The organism is Mycobacterium sp. MYCO198283 (assembly GCF_021213805.1).
Taxonomy (GTDB): Bacteria; Actinomycetota; Actinomycetes; order Mycobacteriales; family Mycobacteriaceae; genus Mycobacterium.
Genome location: NZ_JAJQJI010000007.1, coordinates 225,859 through 239,211 on the forward strand (window position 1 = coordinate 225,859; position 13,353 = coordinate 239,211).

Below are 13,353 nucleotides of genomic sequence, written 5' to 3' on the forward strand. Positions count from 1 at the left end.
CGCGGTGCAGACACGCACGCTCGCGGGAACCGGGCTCACTTCTCCCCTTCCATCAGGTCGACGAACTGGTCGAACAGGTAGTTGGCGTCGTGCGGGCCGGCGGCGGCCTCCGGGTGGTACTGCACCGAGAACGCCCGCCCGTCGAGCAGCCGCAGCCCCTCGACCACCCCGTCGTTGGCGCAGGTGTGGCTGACGACGGCCCGGCCGAACGGCGTGTCGAACTCCTCGCCCGCCTCGCCCTCCAGCGCGAAGCCGTGGTTCTGGGCGGTGATCGCCACGCTGCCGGTGGCGTGGTCGATCACCGGCACGTTGATGCCGCGGTGCCCGAACGTCATCTTGTAGGTCGAACGGCCGAGCGCCCGCCCCAGCAGCTGGTTGCCGAAGCAGATGCCGAACAGCGGGATGCCGGCGTCGAGCACCTGCTGTGTGACGCCGACGATGTGGTCGGCGGTCGCCGGGTCGCCGGGCCCGTTGGACAGGAACACGCCGTCCGGGTTGAGCGCGACCACCTCGTCGAATGACGCGCCCGACGGCAGCACGTGGCAGCGGATGCCGCGGCGGGCGAAGTTGCGCGGCGTGTTGGTCTTGATGCCGAGGTCGAACGCGGCGACCGTGAGCCGGTGCGGCCCGTCGGGATCCACGACGTAGCCGCTGTCGGTGCTGACCTCGCCGGCCAGGTCGGCGCCCAGCATCGCCGGCTGCGTGCGCACCCGCTCCAGCAGCTCGTCGGTGGATGCCAGCGCGGCTCCGGAGAAGATGCCGGCCTTCATCGAGCCGCGGCTGCGCAGATGGCGCACCGCGGCGCGGGTGTCGATGCCGGCGATGCCGACGATGCCCTGCCGCGTCAGCTCCTCGTCGAGCGTGGTCGTCGACCGCCAGTTCGACGGCCGCGGCGACGGGTCGCGCACCGCGTAGCCGGCCACCCAGATGCGGTCGCCGCGGCTCTCGGCGTCCTCGGTGTTCCAGCCGGTGTTGCCGATCTGCGGCGCGGTGGCCACCACGATCTGCCGGTGGTAGCTGGGATCGGTCAGGGTCTCCTGATAGCCGGACATGCCGGTGGAGAACACCGCCTCCCCCAGCGTCTGGCCCACCGCACCGAACTCGGTGCCGGTGAACACCCGGCCGTCCTCCAGAACGAGGAGCGCTTTTCCGGTCACGCCGCTTCCCCCAGCCATGTCGCATAGTCCTGTTCGTCGTCGCCGCGGAAGCCGGTGTCGATCTCGGTGCCGGACGGCAGGCGCCAGCGGATCGCCAAGATGCCGTCGTGGGTGAGCACCTTGCCCGCGAGCCGGCGTTCGGCGCGGATCTCGGTGATCGACTCGTCGGGAATCCAGATCGGCGTCCCGCCGCTGCGCTGCACCATGATGCCCTCCGGATACCGCGTGAGCACCGCCTTGGTGCGATACCCCAGGTCGCCGACCGCGACCCGGTCCAGCCACGCCGGCGAGCCCGGCGTGGACCCGACCAGCGTGCTGCCGACGTAGAGCCCCCGCGTCGGCGCGATGATCGCCGGCCCGACGGTGTCGGGCAGCGGGGGCAGGCTGCCGATGGCCTCGACCTGGCGCTGCGCGCGCCGCATCCAGCCGCGCAGCATCTGCCGGATCACGACGCCGATCACCAGGACCAGCACGGCCGCCATGACCAGCGACGCGACGAGCGTTCCGGTGTTCACAGCGGCTCCGCTTTCCCGTTCCGCGCCGTCACCCGGCCGCGCAGCAGCGTCGCGGTGACCACGGCGGGCAGCGTCATGGCCTCGTACGGCGTGTTCGACGCACGGCTGGCCAACGCGGCACCGCGCACCGACCAGGTCGCGTCGGCGTCGACGACGGTCAGGTTGGCCGGCTCCCCGACCTCGATCGGCCGGCCCTGGTCCGGCAGGCCGGCGATGCGGGCCGGGTTCTCGCTCATCACCCGCGCGACGCCCCGCCAGTCGAGCAGCCCGGGCGCCACCATCGTCTGCACCACCACCGACAGCGCGGTCTGCAGCCCGAGCATGCCGGGCCGCGCGGCCGCGAACTCCACGCACTTCTCGTGCTCGGCGTGCGGCGCGTGATCGGTGGCCACGCAGTCGATCACGCCGTCGGCGAGCGCCCTGCGCAGCGCGACCGCGTCGTCGGCCTCGCGCAGCGGCGGGTTCACGCGGTTGACGCCGTCGTAGCCGGCGAGCCGCGAGTCGTCGAGCAGCAGATGGTGCGGTGTCACCTCGGCGGTGATGGCGATGCCCTGCTCCTTGGCCCACCGGACGATCTCCACGGTGCCCGCCGTCGAGGCGTGGCAGATGTGGATGCGCGCGCCGGCGTCGCGGGCCAGCAGCGCGTCGCGGGCGACGATCGACTCCTCGGCGGCGCGCGGCCAGCCGGCCAGCCCGAGCCGGGCGGCGTTCGGCCCCTCGTGGGCGACGGCGCCGGCGGTGAGCCGCGGCTCCTCGGCGTGCTGGGCGACCAGCACGCCCAGCCCGGTCGCGTACTCCAGCGCGCGGCGCATCACCAGCGGGTCGGCCACGCAGCTGCCGTCGTCGGAGAACATCCGCACCTGCGCTTCGCCGGCGGCCATCAGCCCCATCTCGGTGAGCTGCTGACCGGCGAGCCCGACCGTGACGGCACCGACCGGGTGCACGTCGACCAGCCCGACCTGCCGGCCGCGCCGCCACACGTGGTCGGTGACGACGACGGAGTCGGCGACCGGCTCGGTGTTGGCCATCGCGAACACCGCCGTGTACCCGCCGAGCGCCGCGGCGGCCGAACCGGTCTCGATGTCCTCGGCGTATTCGCGGCCCGGTTCGCGCAGGTGGGTGTGCAGGTCGATGAACCCGGGCAGCAACACCTGGCCCCGGGCGTCGATCACGTCGGCGTCGTCCGGGATCGACAGCTCGGCGCCGATCCCGGCGATCTGGCCGTCGGCGACCAGCACGTCGACCGGCTCGCCCTCGCCGTACGGGCGAACCCCGGTGATCAGCGTGCTCATGCGCCGACCGCCGCATCGCTACCCACCAGCAGGTGGAACAGCACCGCCATCCGCACATGCACTCCGTTCGAGACCTGTTGCAGCACCGCCGATTGCGGCGAGTCGGCCACCGAGTGGGCGATCTCCATCCCGCGCAGCATCGGTCCGGGATGCAGCACCACCGCGTGGCCCGGCAGCATCGCCTGGCGGCGATCCGACAGCCCGTAGAGCACCGAGTACTCGCGCGCCGAGGGGAAGAAGCCGCCGTTCATCCGCTCGGCCTGCACGCGCAGCATCAGCACGGCGTCGGCGGCGGGCAGCTCGGCGTCGAGGTCGTGCGACACCGTCACCGGCCAGCCGGCCACCCCCACCGGCAGCAGCGTCGGCGGCGCGACCAGCACCACCTCGGCGCCCAGCGTCGCGAGGAGCATCACATTCGAGCGGGCGACCCGGCTGTGCAGGATGTCGCCGACGATCACCACGCGGCGGCCCTCGATGCCGCCGAGCCGCTGCCGCAGCGTCAGCGCGTCAAGCAGCGCCTGCGTCGGGTGCTCGTGGGTGCCGTCACCCGCGTTGATCACACTGGGTCCGGAGCCGTCCGGCTCCGCCGTCCAGGACGAAAGTTGCTGCGCCGCACCGGATGCCGGATGCCGGATGATCAGCGCGTCGGCGCCGGCGGCCCGCAGCGTCAGCGCCGTGTCGCGCAGCGACTCGCCCTTGCTCACCGACGAGCTCGACGCGCTGACGTTGATGACGTCGGCGCTCATCCACTTGCCGGCCACCTCGAACGACACCCGGGTGCGGGTGGAATTCTCGTAGAACATCGTGATCACGGTGCGGCCGCGCAGCGTGGGCAACTTCTTCACCTCGCGGCCCAGCAGCGCCTCCCGGAAGTGGTCGGCGTCGTCGAGGATCGCCAGCGCCTCGTCGCGGCTCAGGTCGCCGGCCGCCAGCAGATGACGAGTCATCGCTGAGCCCGTCCGCTCTTCGCGCAAGCGCTCATCGCTGCGGCCCTCCGTGCGGTGCGATCCAGATCCCGTCGACGCCGTCGTCCTCGGCGAGCCGCACCTTGACGTTCTCGCTGCGCGAGGTCGGCACGTTCTTCCCCACGTAGTCGGCGCGCACCGGGAGCTCGCGGTGGCCGCGATCCACCAGCACCGCCAACTGCACCGCCTTCGGCCGGCCGATGTCGCGCAGCGCGTCGAGCGCGGCGCGCACCGAGCGTCCGGTGTAGAGCACGTCGTCGACCAGCACCACCAGCGCGTTGTCGATGCCGCCGGCGGGGATGACGGTGTCCGCCAACGGCCGCGGTGGCTTGTTGGCCAAATCGTCGCGGTACAGCGTGATGTCGAGGGCGCCGTGCGCGACGGTCACGCCGGCGAACTCGGCGATCTTCGCCGCCAGCCGGGCCGCCAGCGTCACGCCGCGGGTCGGGATGCCGAGCAGGACGACGCGCGGGGCGTCGGCGCCGCCGTCCAGGGCGGTCTTCTCGATGATCTGATGCGCGATGCGGGAAATGGTGCGGCCGACGTCGGCTGCGGTCATCAGCTCCCGGTCGGGGTTGTCAGGATTGCCCACGCGCGACCCGGACCTCCTTCTCCGCCTCACGGGACGGATCGTTAAAGGACGTCGAACTGCCGGGCAGCCTATCAGGCGTCACCCACGACACCCCGCCGTACCGCCTCGACGAGCTGCACGGGATGCTGAGCCGGTGACGCTCGACCGCAACCGCGCCGCCATCGAGCAGGTCGTCGACGCCGGCCTGCTCTCCGGTGCGGTGACCCTCGTATGGCACCGCGGAAACGTCGTGCAGGTCAACGAGATCGGGCACCGCGACGTCGGCACGCGCGCACCGATGCAGCGCGACACCATCTTCCGCATCGCCTCGATGACCAAGCCGGTGACCGTCGCCGCCGCGATGACGCTGGTCGAGGAAGGCCGGCTGGCGCTGACCGATCCCGTCACCGAGTACCTGCCGGAGCTCTCCGACATGCGGGTCCTCGACGAACCCGGCGGCGAGCTGGACCGCACCCATCCGGCGCAGCGGGCGATCACGGTCGACGACCTGATGACCCACCGCAGCGGGCTCGCCTACTTCTTCTCCGTCCCCGGGCCGCTGGCGCGCGCCTACGGCCGCATCTCCGCGCGCCAGGACCCCGCCGCCTGGCTTGCCGAGGTCGCCGAGCTGCCGCTGCACCATCAGCCGGGCGAGAAGATGACCTACAGCGTGGCCACCGACGTGCTCGGCATCCTGGTGGAGCGGCTGACCGGCGCGACGCTGCACGACGTCCTCGTCGAGCGGATCCTCAAACCGCTCGGCATGGCCGACACCGGCTTCTACGTCAGCCCGCAGGCCCGCGGGCGCGTCGCGACGATGTACCGGCTCGACGGCGACACGCTGCGCGACGACGCGATGGGCCCGCCCGCGGTCAAGCCGCCGCGGTTCTGCATGGGCGGCGCCAACCTGTACTCCACCGCCGACGACTATCTGCGGTTCGCCCGCATGCTGCTGGGCGGCGGCGAGGTCGACGGTGTTCGGGTGCTCACGCCGGACTCGGTGACCGCCATGCGCACCGACCGGCTCACCGCCGACCAGAAGCGCCACCCCTTCCTCGGCATGCCGTTCTGGGTGGGCCGGGGCTTCGGGTTGAACCTCTCGGTGGTCACCGACCCGGTGCAGGCGCAGCGGCTGTTCGGGCCCGGCGGTCGGGGCACCTTCGGCTGGCCGGGCGCATACGGCACCTGGTGGCAGGCGGACCCGGAGAACGACCTGATCCTGCTCTACCTCGTGCAGAACATGCCGAACTTCGGCGCCGACGCAGCTGCCGCGATCGCCGGCAACACCTCGCTGCTGCGGCTGCAGGCCGCGCAGCCGAAATTCGTCCGGCGCACCTACGCCGAACTCGTGGGCTGACGCCGGTCCGTAAGGATCGCGTCACCGGGCGGTTCGGCGTCGGCCGGTTTCTGGCCGCGGGCAGCGGGTAGCTCAGCCGCATGGGATTTCAGGTGACCGAAGTACAGAAGAGCCTCGGCGGTTTCGACTACCCCGGATCGGCGGAGGACCTTGCCAAGCACGCCGAGAGCAACGGCGCCGACAAGGAGCTGGTCGAGGCACTGCGCGGGCTCAAGAAGGACAGCTTCGACGGCCCGAATGCCGTGATGTCGGCGCTCGGCGACGCCGACGCGCTCGGCGGATCGACCTCGTGACGTGCGGGCCGTCGGACCGGTAGCGGATCGATGGCCTGACGTCCGCCGCATCGCGGTCCTGCGCGGTGACGGGCTGGGCGATGTGCTGCTGGCCGGGCCGGCGATCGACGCGCTGGCCGCCGCCTACCCGGACGCCGAGATCGTGCTGATGTGCGCGCCCGGCAACGACCAGCTGTATCGCGGTCGGCCGTCGGCGGTGACCGAGGTGGTGCCGCTGCCGTACGCCCACGGCGTCCACGATGTGGGTGCTGGCAACGGTGAGGGCAACGATCCGCGGGCGTTCCGGGACGCGGTGTGCCGGCGGCCGATCGACCTGGGCGTGCAGCTGCACGGCGGCGGCCGGTGGTCCAATCCGTTCCTGCTGGCGCTGGCGCCGCGGTGGACGGTCGGCACCCGCACCCCCGATGCGGCCGAGCTGACGCGCTGGTTGCCGTACCGGCCCTACCAGCACGCGGTGCTGCGCTGGCTGGAGGTGGCCGGGCTCGCGGGCGCACCGCCGGTCACCCTCGATCCGCGCGTCGAGGTCACCGACGCCGATCGCGCCGCAGCACGGCGGGTGCTGCCGCCGTCGGACCGGCCGACGCTCGTCATCCATCCGGGCGCCCGGGATCCGCGGCGCCGGTGGCCGCCCGAGCACTTCGCCGCGGTCGCCGCCGCGTGCCTGCGCGACGGCGCCCGCGCGGTGATCGTGGGCACCGCCGCCGAGCGGACCGTGATGCGCGACGTCGCCGCCAAGGTCGACGGCATGGTGGTCGGCGGCGCGCGCCACCGGGTCACGGTGCTCGACGGCCTGGACCTGGCGGCGCTCGTCGGCGTGCTCGACGCCGGCGACGTGCTGCTCGGCAACGACAGCGGCGTCCGTCACCTCGCGCAGGCCGTCGGCACGCCCACCGTGGGGATCTACTGGATCGGCAACGCGTTCAACGCCGCGCCGCTGGGCCGGCTGCGGCACCGGGTGCTGATGTCGTTCACCACGCAGTGCCCGCTGTGCGGCCGCGACTGCACCCGCCCGGAGACGCCGCGCTGCGAGCACGACGTCCCGATCGTCGCCGACATCGCGCCCGACGAGGTGCTCGACGAGGTGCGGGAGCTGCTCGCCTAGGGCTCGCCGCGCCGCACGGCCGCCGCGGCCGCGCGGATCTGCGGGGTCACCAGCATGACCTGCCCCAGCACGCCGTTGACGAACCCGGGCGACTCGTCGGTGGACAGCTGCTTGGCGAGCTCGACGGCCTCGTCGACCGCCACCGGTTCGGGCACGTCGTCGGCGTGCAGCAGCTCCCACACCGCCACCCGCAGGATGGCCCGGTCCACCGCCGGCAGCCGGTTGAGCGTCCAGCCCTGCAGGTGCGAGGCGATCAGGTCGTCGATGTGCGCCTGGTGCTCGGTGACGCCGCGCGCGACTGTCAGCGTGTAGGGGTTCAGCGGCGCCACATCGCCCTGCCGCCCCGCGATCCGGTTGCGGCCCTCGGCCACCTCCGCGGGCGTCAGGCCGCGCTGGTCGGCCTCGAACAGCAGGTCGACCGCCCGCTTGCGCGCCTGATGGCGTCCCCGGTCCGGGCGATCAGCCATTCACCCGGCCGAGGTAACTGCCGTCGCGGGAGTCGACCTTGAGCTTGTCGCCGGTGTTGATGAACAGCGGCACCTGGATCTCGGCGCCGGTCTCGACGGTGGCGGGCTTGGTGCCGGCGTTCGAGCGGTCGCCCTGCAGACCCGGCTCGGTGTGCGTCACCACCATCTCCACAGTGGTCGGGAGCTCGAGGTAGAGCGGGGCGCCGTCGTGGAAGGCCACCTGCACCGGCATGCCCTCGAGCAGGAACTTCGCCGCGTCACCGACCAGCGACTCCGGCAGCGCGTGCTGCTCGTAGTCCTGGCTGTCCATGAACACGAAGTCGGAGCCGTCGCGGTAGAGGTAGGTGGTGTCGCGCCGGTCGACGGTGGCGGTCTCCACCTTCACGCCGGCGTTGAACGTCTTGTCGACGACCTTGCCGGTCAGCACGTTCTTGAGCTTGGTCCGCACGAACGCGGGACCCTTGCCGGGCTTGACGTGCTGGAACTCGATGATCTGCTGCAGGTTGCCGTCGATCACCAGCACGAGGCCGTTCTTGAAATCGGCAGTCGATGCCACGGTGGGGAACTCCTCGGGTCAGAGAATGGCCAGTTCCTTAGGGAACCGGGTAAGCAGGTGCGGATCTCCGCCACGCACGACCAGCGTGTCCTCGATGCGGACACCGCCGCGACCGGGCAGGTAGACCCCGGGCTCCACGGTGACCGTCGAGCCAGTACGCAGTGTACCGACGGCGGTGGCGCCGATTCCGGGCGCTTCGTGGATCTGCAGCCCGACACCGTGACCCAGGCCGTGGGAGAAGCGTTCGGCGTGGCCGGCGTCGGCGATCACCCGCCGGGCCGCGCCGTCGACGTCGCGCAGCGCGGCGCCCGGTGCGAGCGCTTCGCGGCCCGCCCGCTGCGCCTGCGCCACCAGCTCGTAGATCTCCCGCTGCCAGTCGGCGGGCGGCCCGAGGACAAAGGTGCGGGTCATGTCGGAGTGGTACCCGGCGACCAGCGCCCCGAAGTCGATCTTCACGAAGTCGCCCGCCGCGAGCACCGCGCCCGTCGGCCGGTGATGCGGCACCGCCGAGTTCGCACCGGCCGCGACGATGGTCTCGAAGGACACCCCGTCGGCGCCGTGGTCGAACATCAGCGCCTCCAGGTCGCGGCCGACCTCTTTCTCGGTGCGGCCCGGCCGGATGCCGCCCCGCTCCACCAGCGTTCGCAGCGCCGCGTCCGCCGCGTCGCAGGCCGCCTGCAGCAGCGCGACCTCGGCGTCCTCCTTGACCTCCCGCAGCGCCTCGACGTGGCCGGACGCCCGCACCAGGGAGGCGCCGTCACCGCACGCGGCGGCCAGCCCGTCGTAGGCGTCGACGGTCACGACGTGGCTTTCGAAGCCCAACCGGCCCGCGCCGGCCCGGGCGGCCTCGGCCGCCAGGTGCGGGCCGCAGGCCCGCTCGATGTCGACCCGCAGATCGGGCGCCTGGGCGGCGGCCTGCGTGCGGTAGCGGCCGTCGGTGGCGAGCACGGGCTCGCGGTCGTCGGCGAAGACGAGCAACGCGGCGTTGGAGCCGGTGAACCCGGACAGGTAGCGCACGTTCACCAAGTCGCTGACCAGCAGCGCATCCAGCTCGGCCTGCTGTAACCGGGTGCGCAGTTCGGCCCGACGAGAGGTTTCCGTCACAGCCGCCGACGCTACTCGCTACGCTGTGGCCCCATGAAGTCGTGGTTGATGCGCGGGCTGGTCTTCGCCGCGGCAATGGTGATCCTCCGGCTGGTGCAGTCGGCCCTCATCAACATGTTCGAGACGAAGGCCCTGATGATCAGCGTCTCGCTGGTGGTGATCTTCGGGGTCGTGGTCGCCGTGTGGGGTTACGTGGACGGCCGCGCCGACGCGCGCGCCAACCCCGACCCCGACCGGCGCGACGACCTGGCGATGACGTGGCTGCTCGCGGGCTTGGTCGCGGGCATCCTCAGCGGCCTGATCGCGTGGCTGATCTCGAAGTTCTACACCGAGCTGTACGCCGAGGGGCTGCTCAACGAGATCAGCACGTTCGCGGCGTTCACGGCGCTGCTGGTCTTCCTGCCCGCGATCCTCGGGGTCGCCGTCGGCCGCTGGCTCGTCGACCGGAGCCGGCCCGACGAGCCGTCGGTGCGGCGCGGCGGAAAGCCGCGCGACGACAGCGGCGACAACACCGACACCGACGTGTTCGCCGCCGTGCGCGACGACGACTCGGCCACTCAGCCCGCGGCGACGTCGTCGTCGGGCGAGTCGGCCAAGTAGCGCAGCGCCAACAGATAGCCCTGTACGCCGAGCCCGACGATCACGCCGGTCGCCACCGCGCTCAGGTGAGAGTGGTGCCGAAACGCCTCGCGGGCGTGCACGTTGGAGATGTGCACCTCGATCAGTGGTGCCGTCAGCTCCGCGCACGCGTCGCGCAGCACCACCGAGGTGTGGGTCAGCCCGCCGGCGTTGAGGATCACCGCCTGGCCGGCGTCGGCGGCGTCGTGAATCCACTGCAAGAGCTGCGCTTCGCTGTCGCTCTGGCGCACGACCGCCGTCAGCCCCAGCTCCGCCGCCTCCCGCTCGATGAGCGCGACGAGCTCGGCGTGCGTGGTGCGGCCGTAGACGGCGGGCTCCCGCAGTCCCAGCCGGCCGAGGTTGGGCCCGTTGATGACGGTGACGGTGCGGCTCACGAGGCCTCCCGCAGCTCGGAGTAGGCGGCGGCCAGCAGCGCCGGATCGGGCCCTTCCAGTCGCCCCGGTTTGGCGAGGCCGTCGAGCACCACGAAGCGCAGCACGCCGGCGCGGGACTTCTTGTCGCCCGCCATGTACTCGATGAGCTGCGGCAGCGCGTCGGCGTCGTAGCTGACGGGCAGCCCGAGCGAGGTGAGGATCGCGCGGTGGCGCTCGGCGGTGGCGTCGTCGAGCCGTCCGGACAGTCTCCCCAGCTCCGCGGCGAACACCAGCCCCACCGACACCGCCGCGCCGTGACGCCACTGGTAGCGCTCGCGGCGCTCGATCGCGTGGCCCAGCGTGTGCCCGTAGTTGAGGATCTCGCGCAGCGCGGACTCCTTCTCGTCGGCGGCCACCACCTCGGCCTTGACGGCGATCGAGCGCCGGATGAGTTCGGGCAGCACGTCTTTCGCCGGGTCGACGGCGGCGGCCGGATCGGCCTCGATGAGGTCGAGGATGACCGGGTCGGCGATGAACCCGGCCTTGACCACCTCCGCCATGCCGGCGACGAGCTCGTTGGCGGGCAGCGTGGTCAGCACGTCGAGGTCGACGAGCACACCGGCGGGCTGGTGGAAGGCGCCGACGAGGTTCTTGCCGGCCTCGGTGTTGATGCCGGTCTTGCCGCCGACGGCGGCGTCGACCATGGCCAGCAGCGTGGTCGGCATGTGGACGATGGCCACGCCGCGCAGCCAGGTGGCCGCCGCGAAGCCCGCCACGTCCGTCGCCGCCCCGCCGCCGAGGCTGACGAGCGCGTCCTTGCGGCCGATCCCGATGCGTCCCAGCACTTCCCACAGGTAGCCGGCGACGCGCAGGTCCTTGCCGTCCTCGGCGTCCGGGATCTCGATGCGGTGCGCGTCGAAGCCGTGGTCGGTCAGCTGCGCACGCACGCGCTCGGCGCGCTGCGCCAGCGTCGGCTGGTAGACGATGGCGACCTTGTGGGCGCCCGCCAGCAAGCGGGGCAGCTCGTCGGACAGCTGGTGCCCGACGATCACCGGGTAGGGCGGGTCGACGCGGACGTCGATCGTCACCGGATCGGCCGGTTCAGCCATGGCGTTTCTCCGCTCGACGGGCCAGCAGTGCCGGCGACGGGGGTCCCGCGTCGGCGGCGGGGGCGGTGGCGACGCGCCGCCACGGCGGGCGCCGGCGTCGGTTCGGCTGTTCCAGCTTGGCGGCGATCAGCCGCACCACCGCACCGGGGTTGCGCCGGTTGGTGTTGACGCGGATCGTCGACACGCGGCGGTACAGCGGCGCGCGCTCGGCCATGAGTGACCGGAACTTTTCGGCCCGGTCGACGCCGGCGAGCAGCGGCCGGTTGGCGTTGCCGCTGGTGCGCCGCACGCCTTCGGCCGCCGTGATCTCCAGGTAGACGACGGGGTGGCCGGACAGCGCCTCCCGCACGCCGGGGGTGGTCACGGCGCCGCCGCCCAGCGACAGCACGCCGTCGTGGGTGGCGAGCGCCTCGCGCACCACCTGCTCCTCGATGCGCCGGAAGCCGGCTTCGCCCTCGGTGGCGAAGATGTCGGCGATGGTGCGGCCGGTCTGCTGCTCGATCGCGGCGTCGGTGTCGAGGAAGGTGGTGTCGAGGGCCCGCGCCAGCCGCCGGCCGATGGTGGACTTGCCCGCACCGGGCAGCCCGACGAGCACGGCTCTGGGCGCCATGGCCTAGCCCGAGGCCCGCGCGGCCGGATGCTTTTCGCGCGCCGCCACCGCGTCGAGGTAGGCGCCGATGTTGGTGCGGGTCTCCCGCAGTGAGTCGCCGCCGAACTTCTGCAGCGCCGCACGCGCCAGCACCAGCGCGACCATCGCCTCCACCACCACGCCGGCGGCGGGCACCGCGCACACGTCGGATCGCTGGTGGATCGCCACCGCTTCGTCGCCGGTGGCCATGTCGACCGTCGCGAGCGCCCGCGGGACCGTCGAGATCGGCTTCATCGCCGCGCGCACGCGCAGCGCCTGGCCGTTGGTCATGCCGCCTTCCAGCCCGCCGGCGCGGTTGGTGGAGCGGATCACGCCGTCGGGGCCGGGGTAGATCTCGTCGTGGGCGACGCTGCCGCGGCGGCGGGCCGTCGCGAAGCCGTCGCCGATCTCGACGCCCTTGATCGCCTGGATGCCCATGACCGCGGCGGCCAGCTGGCTGTCGAGCCGGGCGTCGCCGCTGGTGAAGGAGCCGAGTCCGATCGGCAGGTTCAGGGCCACCACCTCGATGACGCCGCCGAGCGTGTCGCCGTCCTTCTTGGCCGCCTCGATCTCGGCGATCATGGACCGCTCGGCCTCGCCGGAGTACGCCCGCACGGGGCTGGCGTCGATGGCGGACAGGTGGGCGGCGGTGGGCGGCGGGCCGTCGTAGGGCTGCGAGGCGCCGATGGAGATGACGTGGGACAGCACCTCGACCCCGAGCGCCTGCCGCAGAAACTCGCGGGCGACCGTGCCCGCCGCGACCCGCGCCGCGGTCTCCCGGGCGCTCGCCCGCTCCAGCACCGGGCGGGCGTCGTCGAAGCCGTACTTGAGCATGCCGGCGTAATCGGCGTGGCCCGGCCGGGGGCGGGTGAGCGGGGCGTTGCGGGCGACGTCGTCGAGTTCCTCGGGCGCCACCGGGTCGGGCGCCATCACGGTTTCCCACTTGGGCCACTCGGTGTTGCCGATCTCGACGGCGATGGGACCGCCCAGCGTCCGCCCGTGCCGCACGCCGGCGAGCACCGTGACCTGGTCCGCCTCGAACTTCATCCGGGCGCCGCGGCCGTAGCCGAGCCGGCGGCGCGCCAGCTGGGCGGCGATGTCGGCCGACGTGACCTCGACGCCGGCGACCATCCCCTCCAGGACGGTCACCAGGGCACGACCGTGGGATTCGCCTGCTGTGGTCCATCGCAACACGCGTCCCATCTTCCCACGGGTGCTCGGCGGCGAGTGAATCGTCCGTGCCGC

The 13,353-nt window shown here is 72.6% G+C and carries 16 protein-coding genes; 4 read left to right on the forward strand and 12 right to left on the reverse strand.

What is annotated here, in order from left to right:
- Nucleotides 1-35 precede the first annotated feature (35 nt).
- The 5 genes from carA to pyrR are packed head-to-tail and all read right to left on the reverse strand — an operon-like array spanning nt 36 to nt 4,521.
- On the reverse strand, nt 36-1,175 hold the full coding sequence (gene carA / locus LV457_RS15170) for a glutamine-hydrolyzing carbamoyl-phosphate synthase small subunit (RefSeq protein WP_374198862.1): 1,140 nt from the start codon (nt 1,173-1,175) through the stop codon (nt 36-38).
- Nucleotides 1,154-1,672, reverse strand: a complete 519-nt coding sequence (locus LV457_RS15175) for a transporter (RefSeq protein WP_232172027.1) — start codon at nt 1,670-1,672, stop codon at nt 1,154-1,156. The genes carA and LV457_RS15175 overlap by 22 nt, the downstream gene beginning before the upstream one ends.
- Entirely contained in the window at nt 1,669-2,964 is a 1,296-nt protein-coding gene (locus LV457_RS15180; protein WP_232172028.1) for a dihydroorotase, read from the reverse strand. Before LV457_RS15180 ends, LV457_RS15175 begins: the two co-directional genes overlap by 4 nt.
- The gene (locus LV457_RS15185; RefSeq protein ID WP_232172029.1) at nt 2,961-3,911 is read right to left on the reverse strand and encodes an aspartate carbamoyltransferase catalytic subunit; all 951 of its coding nucleotides are present in this window, start codon (nt 3,909-3,911) and stop codon (nt 2,961-2,963) included. The genes LV457_RS15180 and LV457_RS15185 overlap by 4 nt, the downstream gene beginning before the upstream one ends.
- 31 nt (nt 3,912-3,942) lie before the next feature.
- Complete coding sequence (gene pyrR, locus LV457_RS15190) at nt 3,943-4,521, reverse strand: bifunctional pyr operon transcriptional regulator/uracil phosphoribosyltransferase PyrR (protein ID WP_308192205.1); 579 nt, start codon at nt 4,519-4,521, stop codon at nt 3,943-3,945.
- Between the two features lie 133 nt (nt 4,522-4,654).
- Between pyrR and LV457_RS15195 the strand changes: the two genes are divergently transcribed.
- The 3 genes from LV457_RS15195 to LV457_RS15205 all read left to right on the forward strand — a co-directional run bounded on the left by LV457_RS15195 (nt 4,655) and on the right by LV457_RS15205 (nt 7,252).
- Nucleotides 4,655-5,857, forward strand: a complete 1,203-nt coding sequence (locus LV457_RS15195) for a serine hydrolase (protein WP_232172030.1) — start codon at nt 4,655-4,657, stop codon at nt 5,855-5,857.
- A 92-nt stretch (nt 5,858-5,949) separates the two neighbouring features.
- Entirely contained in the window at nt 5,950-6,150 is a 201-nt protein-coding gene (locus tag LV457_RS15200; RefSeq protein ID WP_232172031.1) for a DUF2795 domain-containing protein, read from the forward strand.
- A gap of 1 nt (nt 6,151) precedes the next feature.
- Entirely contained in the window at nt 6,152-7,252 is a 1,101-nt protein-coding gene (locus tag LV457_RS15205) for a glycosyltransferase family 9 protein (RefSeq protein WP_232172032.1), read from the forward strand.
- Here the strand turns inward: LV457_RS15205 and nusB are convergent.
- From nusB to LV457_RS15220, 3 genes are read right to left on the reverse strand one after another with little or no spacing between them, the layout of a single operon-like run.
- A complete protein-coding gene (gene nusB, locus LV457_RS15210; protein ID WP_232172033.1) occupies nt 7,249-7,719 on the reverse strand; it encodes a transcription antitermination factor NusB in 471 nt (156 codons plus the stop codon). The genes LV457_RS15205 and nusB overlap by 4 nt on opposite strands.
- Nucleotides 7,712-8,275, reverse strand: a complete 564-nt coding sequence (gene efp, locus LV457_RS15215) for an elongation factor P (protein WP_232172034.1) — start codon at nt 8,273-8,275, stop codon at nt 7,712-7,714. Before efp ends, nusB begins: the two co-directional genes overlap by 8 nt.
- Before the next feature lie 18 nt (nt 8,276-8,293).
- Nucleotides 8,294-9,379 (reverse strand): Xaa-Pro peptidase family protein, encoded by a 1,086-nt coding sequence (locus tag LV457_RS15220; protein ID WP_232172035.1) that lies wholly within the window; start codon nt 9,377-9,379, stop codon nt 8,294-8,296.
- Nucleotides 9,380-9,412: 33 nt separating this feature from the next.
- On the opposite strand from LV457_RS15220, the gene LV457_RS15225 reads away from it, so the two are divergent.
- Nucleotides 9,413-9,979, forward strand: a complete 567-nt coding sequence (locus tag LV457_RS15225) for a B-4DMT family transporter (RefSeq protein WP_232172036.1) — start codon at nt 9,413-9,415, stop codon at nt 9,977-9,979.
- Here the strand turns inward: LV457_RS15225 and aroQ are convergent.
- The 4 genes from aroQ to aroC are packed head-to-tail and all read right to left on the reverse strand — an operon-like array spanning nt 9,937 to nt 13,302.
- Nucleotides 9,937-10,392: a type II 3-dehydroquinate dehydratase gene (gene aroQ / locus LV457_RS15230; protein ID WP_232172037.1), complete on the reverse strand. Its 456-nt coding sequence runs from the start codon at nt 10,390-10,392 to the stop codon at nt 9,937-9,939. The two genes, LV457_RS15225 and aroQ, sit on opposite strands and share 43 nt — an antisense overlap.
- A complete protein-coding gene (gene aroB, locus LV457_RS15235; protein WP_232172038.1) occupies nt 10,389-11,480 on the reverse strand; it encodes a 3-dehydroquinate synthase in 1,092 nt (363 codons plus the stop codon). Before aroB ends, aroQ begins: the two co-directional genes overlap by 4 nt.
- On the reverse strand, nt 11,473-12,090 hold the full coding sequence (locus LV457_RS15240) for a shikimate kinase (RefSeq protein ID WP_232172039.1): 618 nt from the start codon (nt 12,088-12,090) through the stop codon (nt 11,473-11,475). Before LV457_RS15240 ends, aroB begins: the two co-directional genes overlap by 8 nt.
- Before the next feature lie 3 nt (nt 12,091-12,093).
- Complete coding sequence (aroC, locus tag LV457_RS15245; RefSeq protein WP_232172040.1) at nt 12,094-13,302, reverse strand: chorismate synthase; 1,209 nt, start codon at nt 13,300-13,302, stop codon at nt 12,094-12,096.
- Nucleotides 13,303-13,353: the final 51 nt, after the last annotated feature.

What these genes read in the sequence shown, in the direction of transcription:
- carA (WP_374198862.1), bottom strand. Translation starts at nt 1,175, where the DNA reads ATGGCTGGGGGAAGCGGCGTGACCGGAAAAGCGCTCCTCGTTCTGGAG.
- LV457_RS15180 (WP_232172028.1), bottom strand. Translation starts at nt 2,964, where the DNA reads ATGAGCACGCTGATCACCGGGGTTCGCCCGTACGGCGAGGGCGAGCCG.
- LV457_RS15185 (WP_232172029.1), bottom strand. Translation starts at nt 3,911, where the DNA reads ATGACTCGTCATCTGCTGGCGGCCGGCGACCTGAGCCGCGACGAGGCG.
- nusB (WP_232172033.1), bottom strand. Translation starts at nt 7,719, where the DNA reads ATGGCTGATCGCCCGGACCGGGGACGCCATCAGGCGCGCAAGCGGGCG.
- LV457_RS15225 (WP_232172036.1), top strand. Translation starts at nt 9,413, where the DNA reads ATGAAGTCGTGGTTGATGCGCGGGCTGGTCTTCGCCGCGGCAATGGTG.
- aroB (WP_232172038.1), bottom strand. Translation starts at nt 11,480, where the DNA reads ATGGCTGAACCGGCCGATCCGGTGACGATCGACGTCCGCGTCGACCCG.
- LV457_RS15240 (WP_232172039.1), bottom strand. Translation starts at nt 12,090, where the DNA reads ATGGCGCCCAGAGCCGTGCTCGTCGGGCTGCCCGGTGCGGGCAAGTCC.